We start from the raw sequence: 22,078 nt of genomic DNA on the forward strand, positions 1-22,078 counted from the left end.
GATCACTCGTGTCCCGGATCGTTTTCTCGACGACGGTAGGCCGGGATCCCACCGTCGCCGGACCGGTCGGTCGTGACGTTGTCCTGGGTTGTCGTCGATGCACCGTGCTGTGATGATCCGCCGTCCATGACGCGCTGCACGGCCGCGTACATCATGCCGGCACGCGGCCCGTAGCGGGCGGTCGTCGCCGCGGCCCCGCCCCCGACGGCCGCACCCATCCCGGCGACCGCCCCGAGCGTCGCGGCGGTCCGACTGGTCCGTGCGAGCGCACCCGTGACGAGCGGCGCGGCGTATCGGAACGTCTTCCACGTGACGTACAGCCCCACCACGGGCAACGAGATCGCGACGACATAGCCGAACAGCGGCCGGGTCGGAGAGACGACGGGCTCGCCGCCGAACAACAGTCCGTAGCCACGGAACAGGACGGCGGCCGGGATCGGCAGAACCACAAGCGGGATGAACTGTCGGCAGAAGCGGGCGGCGATCCTCGAGACGACCGGGAGGTTCCCAAACGCGAACGCGAGACCGATCGGCATCCCGTACAGGTAGACGTACAGGAGAACCTCCCGGAGGAAGAAGATCGATTTCAGAGTGGACAAGGAGATAGCGGCGACGGTGGTGAGTACGAGCGTCATCACCGGATTGAGTGCAGCATCAGGTAGAAGTTTCGCTACTGCAGTACCGACTTGGCTGATGTCTGGAATCAACCCGATTGTGAGCGCCTGTACCATGTAGAGAGCCAAAACGGCGATCCAATACCAAGAAACGATCAAGATACCCCCTGTCCATGCGCTTCTCCGAGTTCGGCGATCCGTTTTGGGAGAGCCGAGATTGAATATTCGTGCGAAGTGGCGACCCTGAATCGAGAGGAATAGTATGACAAGAGACACGATCAGAACTTCTCCAGTAACGACGGTTTGGTAAATACTGTACCAAGGGGCTTCTCCAGTATCGGGTGAACAAAGAACAACGTTCAGACCGGTCCCATCAGGAAGTGGAGTTGCGAACAGGTCTGTCGTTATTGTTTGATAACCGCGCAACAGTTGTTCTCGAAACCATGCGATGATTTGGCCAAGAATATCTTTGAACCACTCAACTCCATAATCAGAAAGGGGGAGATTCGCCATGCTCAATTCACCTCCCCCTCAACGGTGATCTCGCAGTCGTCGTCAGATGTCGGACGATACGACAGTTCGTATCTCGTTTCGAAAATGACGCTACGTGCAGTATCTTCGATTTTAACCGTTGCCACGCTATCACCGGGCATCGAAGAACAGGTTTCTTGCTCACCTGCGAACGAGAAGGGTAGAGTACTCGAGAATAGACGGGCAGTAGCGTTTGGCTCAATCAGTACCTGTTCAACTTCACCGGCACCCGTTCCGGTATCGAAGATCCCGCTCGTTTCTGCTGATTCAAGAACCTCTTCGGTTTCATTTGGGATGTCGCCGAGGAAGGCGAGGTTCTGGACAGCTGTAGGGCCTGATCCGATGTTCCGAACAAGTACTGTAGCCGCAAACGGTTCGAAGTTACCTAAGGAATCGGGCATCACGTCAGGATTGTTCGCGCCGACGCCCAGTTCCTCGATGACGAGATCCGGCTCCAGCGTGATCGACGCGCCTGAACCTCCCTCGGTCGTCACCTCGTAGGTCCCGGGCACGTACCGGACACCCAGTTCGACGGTAAGCCGTGTTTCCCCCGTGACAACCGACAGCGACCGCACGCGGGAGCCGTCCGGCGCGATCACGTTCACCTGCTCCACCTCGCTGTCCTCCCGGAGTTCGATTACGAGTTCCGTGCCGCGCATCGCGAGTTGCTCGAACGGGTCGTCAGGATCCGTCGCCTCGCCGGCCGAATTCGCTCCCGTCTCCGAGGACGAGTCAGTTTCATGTTGACTACACCCCGCGAGGGCGACGAGCGTACTCCCGGCGACGGCGAGCAGGCGTCGTCACGGCACTCGGTCAGTCATGGACCCACCTCCCCGAACCGGAACAGCCGTCCGAGTCGCCGCCCCGCATACACTGCGAGCGCGAACGGGAGCGCCCACTGGAGCGTCCGTCCGAAGAGCCGTAGCCACCCTGCCGGCGTCGCCAGCGGATGCCAGCGAGCGGTCGCACTCGTACCGACGTACGCCGGGTGGTGTGCCACCCACGAGCCGGGCACATACTCCACCGTGTACACACCGGGCTCGGAGACGGTCACCGTGGCGACGCCAGAGACGTTCGTCCGCACCCGCTCGCCCGCCACGGCGACGTAGCCCTCACGGGTGGCGGTCGACGGGATCTCGAACGGTGCCTCGGACCGGCGGAGGGCGATCGGCTCGCCGGTGGGGGCGTCGGTCAACGCGATGCGCAGCGTCGCTCCGGTATCATCCTGGTCGACGACCTCCACGGTCAAATCGCTGCGGCGGAGCTGTCGCGTCGGGCCGGTTTCGTCGATCGGCACGTCGACGCCGCGAACGATCCCGACCGCCTCGACAGCCTCGTCATGGGCCAGCACGGTGCGGACGGCCAAGCCGTACGACGCCGTGTACTCGCGTTCGACCACGTCGACGGAGACGGTATCGGGAAGCGACGCCGCCGGCGACCGGCGATCGCGCCCCCAGACAGCGGTGATCCGAGGAGTGCGGCCGGTCGGCTCGCTCCGAGGGCCGAGCCGGGACGGATACGCGTGGACCGCGACCGGCAGGGCCGGGGATTCGATCTCCCGAGTGCCGGTCCGATTCGACCGTTCGAGCGTGTCCCACCGGACGTCGCGGGCGGTGTAGAAGCGCCAGACGCCGCGTACCTGCCGGTCACCCTCGGTGCCGAACCGGAGGCCGAGCCACGGCGCTGAGTGGAACGCTGCGAGGAGGCGGTCCCCCTCGGGCCTTCGGCCGCGGACGAGAGCGACCTCAGGGGTGTACGGTTCGATCGCCCGTCGGTCGCGAACCGTTACCGTCTCCGAAACGGTGCGCGTCTCGGGCGTCGTCGCTATCGTCGGATCCTCGGCAGTCTCGTTCGAGGGGTGTCGTCCGTTCCTGTCCGTCCGCGGCTGGTCGACCCGAAACTCCGCACGGATCGTCGCGACGAGGACAAGGGAGTCGACATCGTCAATGAGCGTGTAGTTGATCGCCGGCAGCGCGGTCCCATCCGTCCGCGCGAGCGTGGTTCCGTCGCCCGTCTCCAGGCGAACCGACTCGATCCGACTGCTGGCCAGCGTGTAATCGACCGTCGTGTTATTCGCCGACTCCGCGCTGGGAACGACAATCCGATAATCCACTAGTCCCCGCACCGTCCCGTTCGGGGCGACGTACTCGGTCGTCTCGCCCGGAGTCCGGTGGGCAGTCGTGGACGGGGTGATCGCGAACAGCGTCGCATGGGCGTCCCGAATGTACCGGCCATCGGTGAGGGTCGCGTGGGGTGGGTACACTGATACGTTCACGTCGCCCGGCGTGGCGTCGCGATGGTCAGCCCGTGTCCAGCGAGCCGCGGTATCGGGCGGGCGGCGGAACGTAATGTCGCTGGCGTTGGCGAGTTGTTCGCCGGCAGAGCGCGAGTCGTTGGAGCGCCGCTCGAAGGCGGCGTTCGTGACGTAGCCGGAGTCGTTGTCTCGGCTCCACAGCGACGCCGCCTCCGCCTCCGTCAGCCCGTGTGTCTCCTCCTGGGGAGACGGTGGGCGCCCGGCGGCGACGGCGACGAGGCTCCCGACGAGCATGACGATGAGGGCCGCAACCGACAGCGAGGTTCGTCGTCGCATCGGTCAGAAGGGGATGAGATCGACGCACTCGGCGATCGGGAGCTCCATCGCGGTGCCGGCGACGGTGAACAGCGGCCCGAGCACGACCAGCGTAAGCGCCGACCGGCCGGCGCCGCGCTTGTGCTGTTTGATCTTCGCTTTCTGCTCGCGACCGAGGGTGAACATCTCCATGAGAGCGTCCGCCTGCCAGACCACGAGCAGCCCCATGATCCCCAGCCCGGTGGTGATCTGCACGAATCCCTCGATCATGTTGGCGAGCGTGTCCGATTCGTTCGTACACACGGGGTTCGTCGTGTCGTCCTGTGCGGCGACCGTCCCAGTGGCTGCCGCCACGAGGAGCACGAGACAGAGGCTCACTCGACACACCGCGCCGAAGGCTGGTGTCACGATCCGTCGATCCGGGCTTCCGCCGTCGGTCACGACCCGACCATCCCCGTTGGGCCCGTTATTGGCGGCACTCATCCCGCCGAACGGACCCCATTCACGTCGACGTGGCATTGCCCGTATTCGTCCAGCGACGAGGAAGTACTCACGGCGTCCCACACTGTGGAGATCTGTGAACGTTCTCTTCCGAAGATATTTATCCGATCCGACGGTGAAAACAATCGATCAGCCTATGAACGAACCCTGGGGGGTCGTTCGAGAGCTGTCCGTCTCCCAAACGGACCCGGATCGAGTCGACGTACTGTCGGTCCTCGAGTCAATGGGTGGTGGCGCAACCCCGACTGAATTGGCGGAGGGATGTGACGTGAGCCGGAAGGCGATCTACCGACGGATCAGGGAGTTCCGAGAGATCGGGTTCGCGATCGATGGCTCCGACGGCGAAGTTCGAATGACTCGCTCCGCGGTGAAAGCGATCGGAGCATACCGGTGTGTCGCGGCACAGACGGACCCGGCGGCGATCGCGTATCTCACGAACTCAGAGTCCAGACGGGACCTCCTGCGCACCCTTGTGGCCACGTCGGCCGACAAGGCGGAATTAGCCGCCGATGAGCAGCTCCCCTCGCGCTCCACCGTGCATCGGACACTCGATCGGCTGGACGATCTTGAGTGGGTTGACCGAACGACCGACGGCCGGTTCACCGCAACCTCCCGAGCCGTCGTGGACTTGGAGCGGATCGACTGGCTCGTGGAGGCGATCCGGCAGGCGATCGCGAAGGCGCCGGCACTCCGACGAATGAGCTACTGGGTCGATCCGCCGTTGCACGCGCTTGCCGGTGGCGATCTCGTCGTCGAAACGCCCACAGACCCCAACGCGCTGTTGAGCGCCGCGGTCGATGCGGCCGACCTCCGGACAGAGGGCCTCAGCCACGTCCGGTCGATCACCCCGGTGTTCGATCCTGTCATGCTCGACCTGTTCGGGAACTATATCGACCGAGACACCACCCAACAGATCGTCTTCGACAGGCGAACGTACCGCCAACTCACACGGCCGGGTCGGATCCACTACCTCGCTGGCGCGGTGTTGGCACCGAACGTTGAGGTGCGGATCCATCCGGAACCGCTGTACACCGGACTCGCGATCTACAATCGGGAGACGGTGATGGTCGGCGGGTCGACGCGCCACACCACGGACGCGGCGGTAGTTGGAGCGGGGGCAGCGCTTCGGCGGTGGGCGGACACGACGTTCGAGAACATTTGGGCGGACAGCCAGCGACCCGCCGGACGGATCCGCGGGTGGCTCGACCGAGCAGTGTCGTCTCCCCTCGGGTAGTGTCAACTGTCCGTTCAATCGGTTGAATCGCGAAAATCAGCGCGACAGGTCCTCATCCACGACGCGTTCACGGTCGACGAAGCGGGACTCGAACCGCGGGCTGTAGTGGAACACCGGGTCACCGTCGGGGGCGTCAAGTCCGACCGTCTCGAACAGCGAATTGGTCCGCACGGTTGCGTCGACGGGGGCGAGTTGCCACGGATCCCGCTCGACGCTTCCGATCACCATCGCTCCCGCGTCCTCGTCCGGTGTGAAGTACGTATGCCGCTCGACGAGGAACTCGGCGAGCGAGCCGGCGTCCGCGGGAGCTGGCTGACCGGTCGGCCGGTAGATCACGTCATAGCGACCGCGACCCGCTGACTTCGACCGCGCACATCGGAGGACGGTCCGGTCGCCGCGGCGGTCGAAGTCGATCGAGGCGTGCGTGAACGGAAGGCCGAACGAGCGATCCCCGACCAGCGTGCCGAGCCGCTGGCTCGTGTTACACGAGAAGAAGTGTACCCCCGGATCGTCGTCGTACCGCACGTAGGTTCGCAGGTCGACCTCGCCGAACTCAGGGAACTGCGACATCGGGACGGCGTCGAGTCCCGCGTCGGTCACTTCGTGGGCGAGGATCGTGACCCAGCCCGTGCCGTCGTACGTGTCGATCGTGAGTGGGTCCGGGACGGTCGCTTCGAGTCGGGTCGTTGGGACCGGCCAACTCGCGAAGAGCACGTCCTCCCCCACCAGTCGGAGCGTCGGTGCCATGAGATACAATTTCATACGACTGGAGGCGATAAAAAGCAGTGGCTCCTCGACTGACGGAGGTAGCTGACGATTCTCCGCCCAGAGTATCGGTTGGTGGATCGCGCTGTTACTTCACATCGACCGAGCTGGTCGCCGTGATCGGCGTTCCACCCGTCGTTCGCCCGGCGAGCTTCGCGACCGTATCGCCCGGTTCGAAGCCGGTCGCGTCTGTCTCGAAGTGGACGAGGAGGTCGCCGCCCCCATCGCCGGAGCCGTTCACGACCGTGCTCTTGACCGGGGTCGCCCCGCCACAGCCGTTCACGGTCGCTCTCGAGCCGAACCGAAGCGTGTCCACGTCGATGTCTGTGGCCGGGTCGATCGATTCGGTGGCCGGAATCCGGACGGGGATCCGACCGTTGGACCCGCTGTTGATCGTCGGTGCTTTCGAACCCTTGTTCGCTCCGCGAATCTGGAACTCGAACTCCGGTGGGCGGTGGATATTGAGATAGGTGAATTGGTTGTAGATGCCACCCTGATTGTTCACCCAACCGGCCCAATCCTCAAGCAGCGGCTGATAGAGGCGCTCGTACTCAAACACCATATACGGACTGTCCTCATAGATCCGGCTCAGTGCGGCCTTCACAGCCTCCGTGCGCTCGGACTGGTCGAGTGTCGTCTCGGCGTCGCGAATGAGGTCGTCCGCGCCGCGGTATCCGGTTGGGTTCCCATACCCATCCCCGGCGATTTGATTGAGGTAGCCAAGTGTTGGCTCAAGGTTTGTCCATCCGATCGTGTACGTATCGAACGCTTGCTCAGAAAAGACCTGATCAATCAGCTGTCCGAACCCCCGTTCGGAAACCTCAGCTGGAACCCCCACCAACTCCATGTTCCGGATCCAGCGATCGATCCCTTCGGCCTGCTTCGGGTTGAACCGGGGTAACGTCGTGAGAACGGTGAGCGCACCCTGGTCGCCCGTGCCGTCATTGTCCGTGTGTGCGGCGCCAAACGGCTCCCCGTTCACGCGCAGACGCATCCCGTCGGCGGTCTCCTCGAACGAGTAGTCGTGCTGCGCCGCAGCGTTGTCGGTGAGGAACGCCCGCGCGGCCTCGACATCGAAGTCCCCCTGTGAATCCCTGAACAGCGTGAACTGCTCGGCGGCGGAGGCATCGGGTTCGGCCGGCCGATACTCCGAGAACGGCAACGGTGCGAGGTAGTCCCCGGCGACTGCGTCCGTGCCGCTGTGGACCTCGTTGATGTAGTACTCGTCGTCCCACAGTTTGTGTAGGAACTGTCTGAACACTTTATCGTCGAACGGGACCCGCCGCGTGTTGAACCCGGCCAGCTGGAACCCGTCCTCCTCGCTTTCGACGACGTTCACCTCACAGTTGTTCGACCGGTACCTGTCGGCCTCGTCGTAGCTCAACGATGTGTTTATCGCGTCGACCTCTCCCTCGAGTAGGGCGGTTTTGACCGCGGATTTCGAGTCGTACTGGCGGATCTCCAACGCGTCGACGTAGGGCGGATTGTCGGCGAGGAAATCCACATCGGCCGGCATCGGATACGTCTCGTCGGCATCCGCTCGCGGTTCCAGTCGGACCCACGTCTTCGCGTCTGCGTCGAACGATGCGACAGTGAACGCACCCGTTCCGATGGGGCCGCCCTCCGCCAATGGGTCCCGTTGTGCCGGGTCAGCGACGCCGCTCCAGATATGCTCGGGCAGGACCGCGACACGGAGGAGCGACTGCCGCCACGTCGCGATCGGCTCGGTCAACTCGATCCGGAACTCGTAGGTCCCCGTCTGCTCGACACCGTCGATATACTTGCTGTTTCCGCGAGAGATGACATTTTGGGTGTCGGTCGTTTGCAGGTACTCGTAGGTGAACACAGGGTCGGCCGCGGTGAACGCCTCCCCATCGTGCCACGTTACGTCGTCACGGACCGTCACTTCGATCGCCGGCGCCTCCCCCTCGTCGACGAGTTCCCAGTCCGTGAACAGCCACGGTTGAACCGCACTCGAATCGGGATCGAGTACGACACCCTGGTCGTACACTTGCCGAACGAGGAGGCCGTTGAGCGCGGTGTTCTCGTTGAACGGTGACACGCCGGCTGTGGTCCCGCCCCAACCGATCGTGAACGTGCCTCCGTCACGGGGGGAGAGGTCAGAACCGGCCTGCTGGCCCGTCGTCAGGTCGGGGATCGTTGCAGCCCCGGCCGCCGTTCCCAACGCGGTGAGCAATGTTCTTCGGTCGATCGGTGAAGACATATCGCTCATAAATGGAATCCAACCGATCGTACCAGTATTGAATCATAAAAATTGGGGATCAACTCACGTCCATCACTCCTGAACGTTCTATAGGTGTGAACGGGAACACTGGTCGGCTTCCGCGGAATAAACTAACTCAGGAATTACTCCGACAGTGTTGTGAAACCGATCACTCGAGGGCGTTCCGGTGCTTGCGGAGCGTCACGGGTGTCACGTCCGCAGCCGTCGCCAACTCCGCTTGACTGAACCGATCGCGGACATTCAACTCTCGCGCTGCGACGAGGATCGCCCCGCCGGCGATCCCCGACGGGTTCGCGCTGGTCTCGACCACAGACGGGGACGCGTGGAGGATGTCACGGGCTCGGCGTTCAACCGCTCGTGGGAGGTCCAGCGCCGACACGAGCTTCGGGAGGAACGTCGCCGGCTCACGCGGCGGCACCGGCAACCCCAGTTCCCGGTTGAGAACGGTGTAGGCGTTGCTCACCCGCGAGCGTCCCCCTGCGCGACGCGGTTCACGTCGCCCCGTGTCTCGGGGCGGCCGTTGCACCGGCACGCCGCGTACAGGGCCGCGGCGCTCATCGCCTCGATCGATCGACCCACGAGGAGACCGTCCTCCTGGGCGGAGCTGAACAGCCGACACGCCTGATCCCGGATCGATCTCCCGAGTCCGAGCGCGCCGACCATCCGACGGATCTGTGAGAGGCCGTACGCCTGGTTTCGCTCGGCTTTCGACGCCGTGTTCGCTCGACGATGCTCGCGTCGGAGTCGGGCAAATCGGCGTCGCGTCTCCCCGTCGAGCGGCCGGCCGTGGGCGTCACGCTTCCGGCCGATCTCCGTCGAAAGGCCACGATCGTGTCGCGCCGGCGTCCGCGGGGCGCCGGTCCGAGCTCGCGCGGTCTCGGCGTCGTCATCGTTGAACGTTCGCCACTCCGCTCCGGGATCGACCTGTTCGTCGGCAAGTACGAGCCCACAGTCGTCACATACCACCTCCGCGAGGTTCATCGTTACCCGCCCGCCACAGTCGGGACAGGTATTCGCGGTCGTCTGTCGGGTCGATTCGTCGAACCGTCGGTCGTACACAGCGTCTCCGTGCATCGTCGGTCACGAGGCACGCCTTCCGGCGCCCCTCGCCCGTCCCGGGGCCCAGAAACACCCCCGGCTGCGCTCACCCGTTTCCCGATAGGGGCTTGCGACCGCGGCGAACGCACTCGAAACAGGGCAGGTCCCCTAGGTCCGCGCAGTCACACCAGTCAGGCCCGTCGGCCGACTCGCTGGTTTCCGTCTCTTGACCCAGCGACTCCGTTGACTCCGACTCCGAAGCATCCTGCACACCACCGTCGACGACGGGGTGTGCTGCCGCCGCCTCACGGACCGGCGTGTGGATGGCGACTGCGAGTCGGTGTTTGCACGCCGGGTTGTAGTGCTCGTCCGCAGGGCACTCACACGCAATCGGGAGGTCACCGTCTATCGTGACGACGTAGCTATGCTCGCTCGGCTCCGCATAGCTGTGATTCGTCACGCGAACGCCATCCGGAGTGAGCGAGAACGTGAACGGTTCCGTTTCGGCGCGACGGCGGGCGCCGGTCGAGACGTCGAGTCGGTCGAGAACGTGGCTCGAATCCATGGTGGGCAGGCACGCGAGTGCGCGCCACCCGTGGCGGCGCACACAAACTACTCTGCGAGTCACGGGGACCACGCCGACGGTCATATAGATGGAAATGGCGGCTCCAACGAGCGAGCCGCAGTAGTGGCAATCCCGGGTCGGGGAGGCGAGCCCGGTTTGGCGTGGTAACAGCTGAAGGCGGCTACACCCGCGAGCACAGATCGACACGATACTGTTGGCCACATGCTACCTGCGGTGGGGCCAGTCGGACCCGTGACTCGCCGGCGTCATCCGAGTCGGACCGAGAGGGAAAACCCAGTCGTCGCTCGCGCCGGGAGGGTACTGTGGCCGCCGCTACGACCACCACGCTGCCAAGACGCGAAGCCAGTTCTCGCGGGCGATCGCTCGGACGTCGTTTTCACTATACCCCCGCTCGCGGAGCGCGTCCAGAAGCGGGGGCACGCCGGTCACGTCGCCGATGGAGTTCGGAACGCCGGCGCCGTCGAAATCCGACCCGAGGGCGACGTGGTCGATACCCGCCACATCGACGATGTGGTCGATATGGGCAACCAGCGTCGATAGCGGCGTTTCAGGGTCGTCCTCACCGTCCGGGCGGAGCGTACTCGTAGCAAACGAGAGCCCGACGACCCCGTTCGAGTCGGCGATCGCCCGCAACTGGTCGTCGGTGAGGGTACGTGCGGACGGACAGACCGCGTGAGCGGCGGCGTGGCTCACGACCAACGGGGCATCAGTGAGTGCGTGCACGTCCTCGAATCCCGCCTGGTTCAGGTGCGCACAGTCGACGACGATGCCCCGGTTCTCGCAGGCGCGCACGAGGGCCCGCCCTGCGTCGGTGAGCCCGTCGCCGATGTCGGGCGTGGCGGGGTAGCGAAACGGGACGCCCTCACCGAAGGCGTTCGGCCGCGACCAGACGAGGCCGATCGACCGGACGCCCGCAGCATAGAGGAACTCGAGGTTCGACAGATCCGGTGCGACGGCCGCAGCACCCTCCAAGTGTGGCACTGCAGCCACTGCCCCGCTGTCGAGACAGTCCTGAATGTCGGTGACGGAGCGTGCCACTCGAAAGCCCCCGTCGGCCCGCTCTCGCGCCTGTCGTTCGAGACGATACAGTCGTTCGAGCATCTCGTAGGTGACGCGTTTCGCCCGGGTGTGGTCAACCGGGTCGGCGAGAGGGATCTCGTAGCCGTCAGCCGTTTGCCGCCGATCGTACGCGCCGTCGGACGCCCCTTCGTTGGGGACGAAGACGGCGAACAGGCTGCCGCCGTACTCGGCGGCGTGTGCCCGCGGCAGATCAATGTGGCCGGCGTCGCTTCGCTCGAAGAACGACTGCCCGCCACCACGCTCGTCGACGTGTAACTCCAGAAGCGTATCGTTGTGGCCGTCGAAAACGCGCATACTGCGGCGACGCGCGGTCAGCTGTTAGGCGTTGTGGCGACGACCCCCTCGGAGGACCGTCACCAGCTGTTTACTTCCCTGTGCACGGCATCGAGTCTATCCGACTAGCCCGAGGGTGGGACCGGCCTCCATGGACTGCACGTCGCACGTCAGCCGACCGAGACCTCCGGAGCCGTCAGCAGACCCCGATCACCCGATATCGCCGAATCGCAGGTCGTGCCTGCCGTCGGTTATCTCGACCAGTTCGCTGTGGAGGAACTGGTTCGCCATCGCCTCGCCGATCCGCTCTCGGTCGATCATCGCTCCCAGCGCTCGCTTCAGGCCTGCGAACTGCCCGCAAAGATAGTCGTCACCGGCTGGCTCGCCGTCACACCAGCGAACGGTCCGAACGGCGCCGTAGCCCAGCGTCGGGGCGTCGTCGATACGGTCGCTCTCGTACTGCAGCCCGAACCACAGCGTGCGGTACGCCGTCACCTCGAACCTCGAGTCGACGACGTACAGCGCCTCGTGGTGGAGGTAATCGAGGAGATCAGTCAAGACGGTTGCGAGGGTGACGCCCGTCTCCAGCGGCAGAACATCAACCTGCGTGTCCTGACCGCGGCCGTACTCGTCGGCGACCGTCTCCGGATCGACGCCGTCGGTGAGCGCTTCGTGCATCCGGCGTGCTCGACCCGACGAGTCGTCGGCTCCGTACGGTGTCCGCGGGGTGAGGGCGTGTTTCAGACGAAGGCCGTTCGCACCCCAGTGCGAGTAGTGGATGTTGTACGTGCTATCCGCCCGTTCGTACGCAACGAGTGCTCGGTGTCCCATGGAATCCGAGGGACGACTGGTACGCCCCTCGCCCGTCACGGGGCACACAAACCCGCAGATCTCGCGGTACGGATCGGTATCGATACCTACCTTTCATCATGGATAGCCTGAAATTCCATACCAGGTGTGGCGCCCCCGGCTGACAGTCGGTCACCGGTCGGCACCGAGCGATCACGTATCGTGAGGGCTGTCGCGACAGGGGTACGCCTCATCGATTGCGGTGTGAATCGTTTCCGCGGTTGAGCTGATCCGTTCCAACCGCTCGCGGATCACCGTCGTGTCGTCGCCGGCCCACGAGGCCAGATAGAACGCCGACCCGCTCGCATCCACCCCGCACGCTCGTGCGACCACGTACGCGACCGCCTCGGCCTCCACCTCCCGCTTCGCCCGTTCGGTCTCGTCGTCGACGCCGACATGCAACTGGGCGTGTGCGTACTCGTGGACGAGTGTTCGCGCGAGGTCCGCCCGGTTCGATCGGTCTCGCACCTCGATCACCGGCGTCTCACCGGGTCCACGCGCCGGCCGACAGATCCCGTTCGCGTCCCCGTGCTCCCACGCACCGTCGGCGACGATCTCGACCGACGCCCCGAGTTGTGAGGCGGCGTCGATTAGGCGCTCGACGAGGTCGCCCGCCTCACCGGTCGCTTCGTGATCCAGCTCCGGCAGCGGCTCGCCCTCCGTCTGTGAGATGTCGAACACGGGCACCGGCCGGAACCCGACCACCCCCTCGTCCCACTCCTCGGGCGGCGTCGCGTCGTACTCGCAGTCGCTGTCTGCGTGGTACGACGGCGCGTTCTCACATTCGGGACACCGCGTCGTGATGATCGGCGCCCAGATCCAGATCGCCGATGCTCCCTCCTGCACCTGCCGGTCGAACTCCTCCTGCCACGCCCGATACCCCGCAACCCGCCTCGCGTCGGGCTGTTGTTGCGTGATCAGCATCGTGTTTCGTGCCGAGTAGTCGTGGAACCGACTCTGGACGTCGAGCCACGCCTGGAACGCCTCACTCGCCCGTGCGTCCTCGGTCGCGGTCACGAGGTCGTCGATCCACTGGTCGATCGCGCTGTGCATCTCGTCGCGTCTGGAGTCGGTCTCGTCGAAGGAGACCGTGGGATCACTCGAAGCCATCATCGAATCCGGGACCCGTCGAGATTCGTCGGGACGCGCCCCGCCCGCCAGGGCGCAAACAAACTCGCTGATGGCCGAGCACCTCGAACAAGAGCCGAGCGAAACCGACTGGTCTGTCACCGAGTGCTACACAGGCGACGACGGCCGTCTCCGACGACGTGAGCGTCCCGGCTTCGGACGCGGGATACAGAATCTCCGATCTGCCCTGTTCTCATACGTCATCTGCACCAGCCTATCGAGCTCGTTTCGAAGTTCGATCGTTGTTGTGGGGGTCGTCTCATCCCTCACAGACGAACAGAGAGGGAAACGAGGATACTGTCGTTCCTCCGACATCAAAAGGATTGGAGTGAGCAATTCGCAACAGCATCCCATCAGTACCCTTGGAGTAGAAGTAGTAAAAAGAGAATTTCAACCGTGTCGCTGAGTCAGTATGTGACAACCCCTAATCCGTCGACCCCTTGGAAATCGGAATCATTCGAAATGACCGGTTCATCGAGGAGGAGTCCATGAGCAGCGACGACGGAATCCGCCCCGTCGAGCTGTGCTGCTGAATCGGACGTGATGTGATGTCCATTCAGCTCGCCCGCTCGCCGAGCTACCTGAGATGTCAACTCCAACGTTGATCGACTCGTACTAAGTCGCTCGTAGAGCATCCGCAGCTGCTCGGCCGTGTCGGTATCAGCTGCGTTCCCGATTCCAGTATACGCCTCCCAGACGACAGCAGTCGGGATTCGGATCGGGATTCCGTCTTCTTCAAGCTCTGCTGCCTTCGCTCTCGCATCTTCGTCCCGATCGACGAGCGCTCCGAGAGACTGTGTATCGAGAATCATTCGTGCGTGGGCGGCGTCGCGCCCACGGCCCCATCTGTCGCTTCTTCGACGCTGAAATCCAAATCAAGTTCGGCAGCGTCATCAGCAAAGTCCGTAAGAGAGTAGCCGCCGACGAGCCGATCCAATGTCTCTGAGAGCGTTTCTCCGTCCTTATTCTCGCTCTGCACCCGTGCTTAGAGGTCCTCGCTGATCCGGATTTGTTTCGTTCCCATACAGACTCGTTGACGCCGTTGACAGTTCAGCCTACCGCCGCGTGTTGGACGTCAGGATCGAGCCTCGATGCTTCCCGTGGTTTAGTCGGAGACTCTCACTCGACCATCGGCCTGAGAGGGTCGTGGCTGCGCGCACAGCGACCGCAGGGAGCGAGCACGGAGCGGTGGGTGGGGCGGCGGGGTTTGGGCGGTCTGGCACAAAATAAAAAAAGAGGAGGCGCCGCCCCAGTTACTTCCACCAACGGCCGCGCTCGGGAAAGTGGACCGACGTCGACCGCGTCACAGCCAGCGAGACGCGTCCCTCGTACCAGTTCCGCGCCGCACCGCGGAGACACACCCGTTCGCCCTCGTGCATCCACGGAGCGTTCGACTTCTTCCAGACCGTCACCCGGGTTGTCCCGCTCTCGTCGGCGACGAGTCCGACCTGCGCGATACTCGGATGCGACGGCTCCCACAGCGTCTCGACACGGCCTGCAATGCTCACTTCGTGTCGTGACACCTCCTCCAGTTCGTCGATCGGGATGACCGTTCCTGGCCGCCGTCGCTCGGCCTCTGTCACGGCTACGCTCGCGCTGAGGACGCCCTTTCCTTGTTGAACCTTCTCAGCCAGTCGCCGACTCACGGCCGCCCGTGTCCCGCTCTCGCGCACGTCTCGGGCGATCCGCTTGGCTTGCTCGTTCACTGCCGCCAGCTCCTCACGACCCAGCGTTTCCCGTGGGTCGCGTCCCGGCTCGAACGCCGGCTCCACGCTCGCCGCTCGCTCCCGGAACTCACGGGCCGACTCTGCCGCCCGCTCACGTGTACACACCCGACTGCCCTGCTCGCGCAGCGAGGACTGCGTCCGCCGCCGCTCGCGCGTTCGCTCCTTCTCCGCCTCACGGGCCTCCCACTTCTCCTGGGCTTCCAGCGTCATCCCGTACGGGTGATCCAGCTCGTCCGTGTCGGCGACCTTCTCGATCGCCTCCGAATCGACCTTCGCCTGCGTCCGCAACTCGACTGTCGCCCGCAGCTCCGGCTCGTCGTCCGCGACATCTTGGTTACCGCTCGATACTGCCGAATCCTTTTCATCGAAGACACGATTACGTTCCATTGCAGACCTCGAAGGCGCTCGCGACGCGCCCGACATCCCGCGCCCCAACGCGGGATTTCCTCACGGACCACGCCGACCAGTCACGACTGCGCGCTCTCGCTCGCGCCTTCGCGAGCGCCCTGTGGGCGCGAGCGAGAGCGCGCCCGCGACGGTGACCCCAACCAGCGCCGCGCGGCGTCTCACCGAGCGAAGCGAGGTGAGAGTCGGGACACGAACGGAGTGAGTGTCCCGAACAGCCGCCCGGTGCGAGCGCCCAGCGGAGTATGCGTCGGGGGTGAGCGACAGCGAGCCCCCGGCGGATACCCGCTGGCGCCGAGGGCACATGCACTTCAGCCCGGAATGGCGCGACTTCAGGGAGCGCCACACGCCCGGAATGGTCGGTCGCGAGCGACGCGGAGGGCGGCAGCGGCGAGCGGGGCGAGCCGAAAACGTGTCATTGGTCACAAACCGAACCGCTTTGCGTCGGCCGTCGGCAGACCAACGCATGTCGACGGCACCATGGCGGTACATCGGCGTGGACTGGGACTCTGGAGCGTGGGTCGCAGTCGGCTATCCGACGGATGGAGAGCCCGCCATCGAGATCTTCGATACGATCGACGAGCTGTGGCAGGAACACGGCGATAGCGCCAACCGGATCGTCGTCGACATCCCGATCGGTCTGTGCGGGTCACTTGACGACCCAGGCGACTGTCTCAAACATGACGAGACTCTCTCCCGACGGTGTGATCGCCTCGCTCGCAAGGTGATCGGTCCCCGCTCGTCGTCGGTGTTCCCGGCCCCCTGCAGCGCGGCCGTCAACGCAGCGAGCAATAACGCGGCAACCTACAGCGAGATCAACGAGACGAACCGAGAGCACACGGGAAAGGGCCTCACGCAACAGGCTGCAAGCATTGCGGATGGAATCCGTCAGGTCGATGCGTTGCTGGAGACGACGGCCGCAGACGAGACGGTCGTCGAGGGGCATCCAGAAGTCTGCTTCAGAGCGTTCGCCGACGAGGACCTCCAGTTCAACAAGTCGACCGTCCAAGGAATGGTTACGCGATTGGATGCGATGGCGGCGAGTACCGAGTACGAACCAGGTAGTTGGCGGGACTTAGCCCGCCAGCTCGATGGGAACCCTGGTATCGGGACCGACGACCTAATCGACGCTCTCGGACTGGCGCTAACAGCCCGCGCCGGTCCTGATGAAATTCAAACGCTCCCGAACACCGAGTCGCTCCCGACCGACACGCGAGGGCGACCGATGCGGATAGTTTATCGCCGGTCAGAGCCGTTCGCGGTCGAGCTGTCCGCGAACTGAACAGCATGATCCTCGGGGTCGCGCGTCCAGTGGGTCGCCGGCCCGTCCGGGCTACACTCGCCACACAGTTGGATCACGCCGTCCAGACGGCCGACCTCAACGCGGAACGAGGTGAGGGCCGCCGCGGTATCGAGGCCGAGCCCACAGCCGTCACATGCGACCAGGTCGGCCCGTTGTGCCGTCCGCTCGCGGACCGCACAGTCGACGCAGATCGGATGCGTCACGAGGTCGTCGACGCCCCACGTGTGGGCGTCCCCGACATCAACCCCGGGCCCGGCGTCACAGAAGGCACAGCCGGTCACGGTGCGTCTCATTCGTCCACCCCGCCGCCGGTTCGTGCCGTCGCCCAGCCACGGTGAAACGCTGCCAACTGGCGCCGCGACCGGAACGCAACGCCCGACAGATTGTGGACGAATACCCGCGGGTCGGAACGTGCCGTGACGACGTCGGCGGCGATGAGATCGTCGACGAGCTCCCGAGCAAACGCCGCGGTCACGTCGGCCGTCTCGACCCGGTCGGCATCCCGGTCCCGGGCGAGCTGTTCACGTTCGAAGCGGTCGCGGTCTGTCCGTGCGTCCTCGAAGTGGTCAAAGTCAGTCATAACAATGCGACACGCCACAACGCGCGCCGCACCCGTCGCGGCGCCGACAAACAACCACGCGGGCGGGACCGCCCGGGGCCGACCGGTCGCTCCGGCCCGGCCGAGGCAAGCACCCACGGCGCGCAGCGAGGCCCGGCCGGGCGAGCGGTCGGGGGCGGGCACTCCGTTTCACCCCACCGAACACTGTGTCCCGCCGTGAGTACTTCGCCGGTCACCGAGAGCGACACGTACGATGCACATCGCTCACAGCACGAATGCCCCGCACCGGACGCCAACAACAAGTCCGGCCGACAGTTGACCGATGGCTGCCCGCGTCTACCTCGAGATCACGCCCAGCCCGGACCCGCTGCCGGCCGAGCGAATCACCGACCAGTTTGAGCAGCTCCACCACACCCTCGACGACTACACGATCGAAGTCCTCCTCACGACCGACGGCGACGATATCGACTACTACCTCGGGACGGCGGCGACGGGCTTTGACGCGCTGCGTCGCGTCGCGAGCCGGCTGCTCCCCGACAGGTACGCGCTCGCAACCCACAAAGCCGACCCCCTCGCCGATCTCCCGACGGAGGCGGCCGCGATCGCGGAGCTCCACGGCGTCGGCGAGCGTCGCGACGACTGGCAGACGCGTCTCCGTCCGCCGGCACTCTCCGACGCGCCGGAGCAACACGACACCGCCCGCGTCGAGGACGCCCCCACGCTTCCGCTCACCTCCGTCGTGGAGGGGCTGGCTGCCGCCGACTTTCCGACCGCCTACCAGGCGCTGCTCCACCCCAAGCCTGACTGGAGCGGCGAAGCGGAGGCTCGCGTTCGGCGCCTCGACCGCGAGCGCGACACCGTCGGCCAGCGCCTCACCGGTGCCCTCCTCCCGATCGATGACGACCACGACCCGGGCGACGACGATCGCCACGCCCCGCGCCGGTCGGCCCACCGCCGCGGCGACACCGGTAGCGTCCCGGGCACCCGGATCGACGCGATCCTCGCGAAGTCCGCCCGCAATTGCTACGACGTGAACGCTCGAGTGCTCGCGGCCGGCCCGAACGCCGCCCGCCGCGCCCGCGATCTGGCGGCGACGTTCACCGCCGTCGGGGGCGACTTCTATGACCTGCGGCCGGTCACCCACGACGACCCGGGGGACGCGCTTCGCGAGGCGATCCGCACGCGGACGCTTCGCGACCCGCCGGCCACGCGTCGGCTGGCCCGCTGCCTCCCGCTCGCGAGCAACCAGTCGCCGCGGATCGTCGCCGACTCGACGACCGTCCCGCACGTCGCCCTCCTGGACGGCGCAGCGCTCACCGAGACGGCCCGTCGCGCACTCGGCGCCCTCCCCGCGGAGCGAACGGGACTCGCGCCGCCGCCGGCGGACGCGCTCGCCCGGTACGACCGTGGGCTCGCGATCGGGCGACCACGCACCAGAGACGGCACCGCGACGGACACGACGGTCGCGCTCCCGCCATCCCTCCAACCGTTGCACGTCGCGTGGTTCGGGAAGACTGGCTCCGGGAAATCCACAGCCTTGGTTCGCGCTATCACCGAGGACCACGCAGTGACTGACGGGGCAGACGTCTGTATCCTCCCGAAGGGCGACGAGATGGCGACGACCCTGTTGCGCACCCACTACGCCGCACACGGCGACCTCGACGATGTCTACTACTTCGACTGCAGCGAGACGGTCCCGGCGCTGTCGCTGTTCGACATCCGCGACGATCTGGCGGCGGGGGTCTCCCGAACGACGGCGGTCCAGGACGTCACCGACCACTACCTCGAACTGCTCCGGGCGATCACGGGCGCCGAGGCGTTCGACAGCGCCGTCCGCTCGCCGGACGTGATCCGGTATCTCGTGAAGGCGCTGTTCGACCCCGAGTACGGCGCCGATGCGTTCGCCCACCGCGACCTGGAGCGGGCGGTCCACCGCTTTCGCCGGGAGGGGGAGCCGCCGCTGGTGAGCGATGATGACCTCCGGGCGATGCTGGCGGGCGTCGCCGAGAACGACCCGCAGGCGTTCGCTCGGATCATGCAGGGCGTCGCGAACCGCGTCGAAAAAGTGCCCCTGGACGACCGGCTCGCCCGCGTGTTCAACCACGTCGCCGGCGACGACACGCCGACGTTCGACCTCGCGACCGTGCTCGACGAGGACGCGCTCGTCGTCATTGACACGGGCGGGGTGCGAGCGAAGAGCCAGCAGTCGCTGGCGCTCGTCGTGCTGTCGAACCTCTGGAGCGCCCTGCGGCAGCGGCATCGACGCCGAGAGGAGGACGACCTCCCGCTGGTCAACCTCTATCTCGAGGAGGCGGCGGATCTCGCGGTGTCGGACGTCTTGAGCGACCTGCTCGCGCAGTCGCGGGCGTTCGGACTGAGCGTGACGCTGGCGATGCAGTTCCCGGGCCAGCTCCGCGAGACGGACCCGGAGACGTACAGCGAGCTGATGAACAACGTCTCGACACTCGTCACGGGTAACGTCGCCTTGGACACCCGCCTCCAGCAGCGGCTCGCGACCGACGAGATGGATGCCGAGGCGGTCGGTACCCGGCTTCGAGCGCTCTCCCGTGGCGAGTGGCTCACCACGTTACCGGCGCCGTTCGACGACCCCGAGCCGCAGCCGTTCGTCGTCGAGTCGCTCCCGTTGCCGGCGGGGCACCCGGAGACCGACGACGGCCTCTCCGATGCGCGCCAGGCAGCGTTTCGGGCGGAGGTCGAGATGCTGGTCCGTCGAACCCGCGCGGAGGCGGGACTCACGCTCGCGGACCCGGGATCTGCGAACGCGGTGGCGGCCGGCGGCACCCGTTCTCCCGGAGCTGACCGCCCCGGGAACGACCTCGACTCGGCGCTGCCGATGACTGACCGGCTGCCGGAGTGCGTCCGGTACGAAGAGGCGCCGCATGCGATCGTCTGCGAGACGTGTGACGGGCGGTATGAGCCGACGGTCGAGGGGATCCGTCGCGGCGTCGGCTGCTGTGGATCCCGTGCGGATATCGACCGCGATGACGTGCCGATCTGTGCGGTTCCGCTCACGCTTTCGGAACGCGAGCGCAACGCGGCCGACCACAGCCACGAACAGTTGTTGTTCCTCCAGGCGGTGTACATGGCCCAACAGGGTCGATTCGAACCGCTCGCCTACGATCTCCTCCGGGACGGGATGGACACGCTCCGACGAGACTGTGGCCTCGATAGTGACGCCGTCGAGGAGTTGCTCGGCGCCGGCCTGCTCAGACACGACGGGGACACGCCACACACGCTGTACACGGTGACCCCCGAGGGCCGCAACCGCTTACGGGAACCACACCGCGAGGGTGACGCCCACGGTCACGGCGCGGGAGACCTCGCGGAGTCGAGCCTCCACACGCTGCTTGTCGAGCTGGGCCGCCGGTACATTCGACAGGAGTACGTCGACGACGAGGGGTCGCAGGCTGTCGAGGCGGTGAGCTACTACGATATGGCCGACGGTGAGGGTCGGTACGACGCGGTCGGCCTCGATGCCGACGGCGAGGTGGTCGTCACGTTGGAGGCCGAGCGGGTCAACCATGACCGCTACACCGCGGTCCCCGACGATTACGACAAGCTCGCGGCGCCCGATCCCGAGGCCGCGGTCTGGGTGACGAAGAACGGCGCCGCGGGCCACGACGTGTTGCAGGCGCTCAACCGCCCTGCCGACGACCACCCCCGTGTTGAGAAGAGCTACAGCGAGAACTCGCCGCCGAGCAAGTGGCGGATCGACACGCCCGGGTTCACTGAGTTGGAAACGGCGGTCACGTTGCTCCGCGATCTCGATCATGCCTCGACCGATGGGTGATCGCGACGGACGTGAAATAGGGGTTCGGCGGTCCGCTGGAGACGGCGGGATCTGCAAGCACGTATGAGTCAGTGGCGCCACCACTCGCGGTGGGATGCTCGACGTCTCGGCCGGGCCTCGACCCGGAGTGGCCGTCTATACCACGGGAATCCCCCGGTAGCATGTGTGAATAGTCGAAGATACGCTGTCGGAGCGCCAGTGTCGTTCGCCGGCAGCGCCGGTGTCGATGTCTTGCTGCGACGATTCCCATCCGAGAGTGTCGCTTCCTCCTGTATTCGGGAGTCTATCCATCGGCGATCGCGCGTCGGTTCCGATTGATTGTGGGTGTCTATCCGGTGTGACAGTCCGGATATCGAATCAACGTTCGACGGATCGAGATCTGCTGCACCGATCAGATACTCGGGATATCACCCGAGAGAAGCCCGTATTCGGGGTTCGTTCGACCGATCTGTGAGTGCTGAACTGTGGTTGAAGATCGCGCCGCGGTGGCAGGGAAGAGCGTGTGAGGCAACCAAAATCAGACGATATACGCGATCTCCGGACAAGGTGGCCCCGATTTCGTGCGGTCGCGATCGGGGATGGTCGCTTCGAACCTGCCGCGTTCCGGTGGCTGTGTGCAGTTTTCGGCTCAGGTCGATCGCACAGCCGTCTCGTTGGACCCGTGATCGACAGCGTTCGACGGTAGTGCCGTTGAATCCGCATGTTTAGCGGAGTTCACCGACCGTATAGCACAGTGCTCATCGGGTCACGTCATTGAATATCTCGCAATCCGTTACGAGACCGGTTCTACCGAGGGTATACGGGATAGACTCATAGAAACCGTTGTAGAAGGGTATTCAGCGACCCCTTGCTTCGATTGG

General features: G+C 65.4%; 19 protein-coding genes. 3 read left to right on the forward strand and 16 right to left on the reverse strand.

Features of this window, described 5'->3' with window-relative positions; translation table 11 throughout:
* Positions 1–2: 2 nt before the first annotated feature.
* The 4 genes from GRX01_RS05460 to GRX01_RS05475 form a co-directional block, all read right to left on the reverse strand.
* Positions 3–1,127 (reverse strand): hypothetical protein, encoded by a 1,125-nt coding sequence (locus GRX01_RS05460; RefSeq protein ID WP_159664259.1) that lies wholly within the window; start codon positions 1,125–1,127, stop codon positions 3–5.
* A gap of 2 nt (positions 1,128–1,129) precedes the next feature.
* Positions 1,130–1,804, reverse strand: coding sequence for a hypothetical protein (locus GRX01_RS05465; protein WP_159664261.1), 675 nt, complete (start codon positions 1,802–1,804; stop codon positions 1,130–1,132).
* Between the two features lie 158 nt (positions 1,805–1,962).
* On the reverse strand, positions 1,963–3,735 hold the full coding sequence (locus GRX01_RS05470) for a hypothetical protein (protein ID WP_159664263.1): 1,773 nt from the start codon (positions 3,733–3,735) through the stop codon (positions 1,963–1,965).
* A 3-nt stretch (positions 3,736–3,738) separates the two neighbouring features.
* Complete coding sequence (locus tag GRX01_RS05475; RefSeq protein ID WP_201289522.1) at positions 3,739–4,092, reverse strand: hypothetical protein; 354 nt, start codon at positions 4,090–4,092, stop codon at positions 3,739–3,741.
* A 391-nt stretch (positions 4,093–4,483) separates the two neighbouring features.
* On the opposite strand from GRX01_RS05475, the gene GRX01_RS05480 reads away from it, so the two are divergent.
* Positions 4,484–5,449, forward strand: a complete 966-nt coding sequence (locus GRX01_RS05480; protein ID WP_394351370.1) for a transcriptional regulator FilR1 domain-containing protein — start codon at positions 4,484–4,486, stop codon at positions 5,447–5,449.
* A 36-nt stretch (positions 5,450–5,485) separates the two neighbouring features.
* Here the strand turns inward: GRX01_RS05480 and GRX01_RS05485 are convergent, their stop codons facing one another.
* From GRX01_RS05485 to GRX01_RS05525, 10 genes are all read right to left on the reverse strand, one after another.
* On the reverse strand, positions 5,486–6,196 hold the full coding sequence (locus GRX01_RS05485) for a YqjF family protein (protein WP_159664267.1): 711 nt from the start codon (positions 6,194–6,196) through the stop codon (positions 5,486–5,488).
* Positions 6,197–6,302: 106 nt separating this feature from the next.
* On the reverse strand, positions 6,303–8,447 hold the full coding sequence (locus GRX01_RS05490) for an ABC transporter substrate-binding protein (protein WP_321167920.1): 2,145 nt from the start codon (positions 8,445–8,447) through the stop codon (positions 6,303–6,305).
* A gap of 160 nt (positions 8,448–8,607) precedes the next feature.
* Positions 8,608–8,922, reverse strand: a complete 315-nt coding sequence (locus tag GRX01_RS19455; protein ID WP_321167921.1) for a hypothetical protein — start codon at positions 8,920–8,922, stop codon at positions 8,608–8,610.
* Positions 8,919–9,440 carry a TFIIB-type zinc ribbon-containing protein gene (locus GRX01_RS19460; protein WP_321167922.1) on the reverse strand — a complete coding sequence of 174 codons (522 nt, stop codon included), beginning with the start codon at positions 9,438–9,440 and terminating at the stop codon, positions 8,919–8,921. The genes GRX01_RS19455 and GRX01_RS19460 overlap by 4 nt, the downstream gene beginning before the upstream one ends.
* 163 nt (positions 9,441–9,603) lie before the next feature.
* Positions 9,604–10,062, reverse strand: coding sequence for an SWIM zinc finger family protein (locus tag GRX01_RS05500; protein ID WP_159664271.1), 459 nt, complete (start codon positions 10,060–10,062; stop codon positions 9,604–9,606).
* 333 nt (positions 10,063–10,395) lie between these two features.
* Positions 10,396–11,457, reverse strand: a complete 1,062-nt coding sequence (locus GRX01_RS05505; RefSeq protein WP_159664273.1) for a dipeptidase — start codon at positions 11,455–11,457, stop codon at positions 10,396–10,398.
* A 189-nt stretch (positions 11,458–11,646) separates the two neighbouring features.
* Positions 11,647–12,267, reverse strand: a complete 621-nt coding sequence (locus GRX01_RS05510; protein ID WP_321167923.1) for a DUF6735 family protein — start codon at positions 12,265–12,267, stop codon at positions 11,647–11,649.
* Positions 12,268–12,438: 171 nt separating this feature from the next.
* Positions 12,439–13,398, reverse strand: coding sequence for a DUF955 domain-containing protein (locus GRX01_RS05515; RefSeq protein ID WP_159664277.1), 960 nt, complete (start codon positions 13,396–13,398; stop codon positions 12,439–12,441).
* Between the two features lie 422 nt (positions 13,399–13,820).
* The gene (locus GRX01_RS05520) at positions 13,821–14,225 is read right to left on the reverse strand and encodes a PIN domain-containing protein (protein WP_159664279.1); all 405 of its coding nucleotides are present in this window, start codon (positions 14,223–14,225) and stop codon (positions 13,821–13,823) included.
* A gap of 441 nt (positions 14,226–14,666) precedes the next feature.
* Positions 14,667–15,527 (reverse strand): DNA-binding protein, encoded by an 861-nt coding sequence (locus tag GRX01_RS05525; protein ID WP_159664281.1) that lies wholly within the window; start codon positions 15,525–15,527, stop codon positions 14,667–14,669.
* 484 nt (positions 15,528–16,011) lie between these two features.
* On the opposite strand from GRX01_RS05525, the gene GRX01_RS05530 reads away from it, so the two are divergent.
* Entirely contained in the window at positions 16,012–16,827 is an 816-nt protein-coding gene (locus GRX01_RS05530) for a DUF429 domain-containing protein (protein WP_159664283.1), read from the forward strand.
* On the opposite strand, the gene GRX01_RS05535 is transcribed toward GRX01_RS05530, so the two are convergent.
* Both GRX01_RS05535 and GRX01_RS19465 read right to left on the reverse strand, forming a co-directional pair.
* Positions 16,782–17,141: a DUF7558 family protein gene (locus tag GRX01_RS05535; protein WP_159664285.1), complete on the reverse strand. Its 360-nt coding sequence runs from the start codon at positions 17,139–17,141 to the stop codon at positions 16,782–16,784. The genes GRX01_RS05530 and GRX01_RS05535 overlap by 46 nt on opposite strands.
* A complete protein-coding gene (locus GRX01_RS19465) occupies positions 17,138–17,590 on the reverse strand; it encodes a hypothetical protein (RefSeq protein WP_321167924.1) in 453 nt (150 codons plus the stop codon). The genes GRX01_RS05535 and GRX01_RS19465 overlap by 4 nt, the downstream gene beginning before the upstream one ends.
* Positions 17,591–17,729: 139 nt before the next feature.
* On the opposite strand from GRX01_RS19465, the gene GRX01_RS05545 reads away from it, so the two are divergent.
* Positions 17,730–21,218 carry a hypothetical protein gene (locus GRX01_RS05545; RefSeq protein ID WP_233740890.1) on the forward strand — a complete coding sequence of 1,163 codons (3,489 nt, stop codon included), beginning with the start codon at positions 17,730–17,732 and terminating at the stop codon, positions 21,216–21,218.
* Positions 21,219–22,078 lie beyond the last annotated feature (860 nt).

Source organism: Halobaculum saliterrae (assembly GCF_009831625.1).
GTDB lineage: Archaea > Halobacteriota > Halobacteria > Halobacteriales > Haloferacaceae > Halobaculum > Halobaculum saliterrae.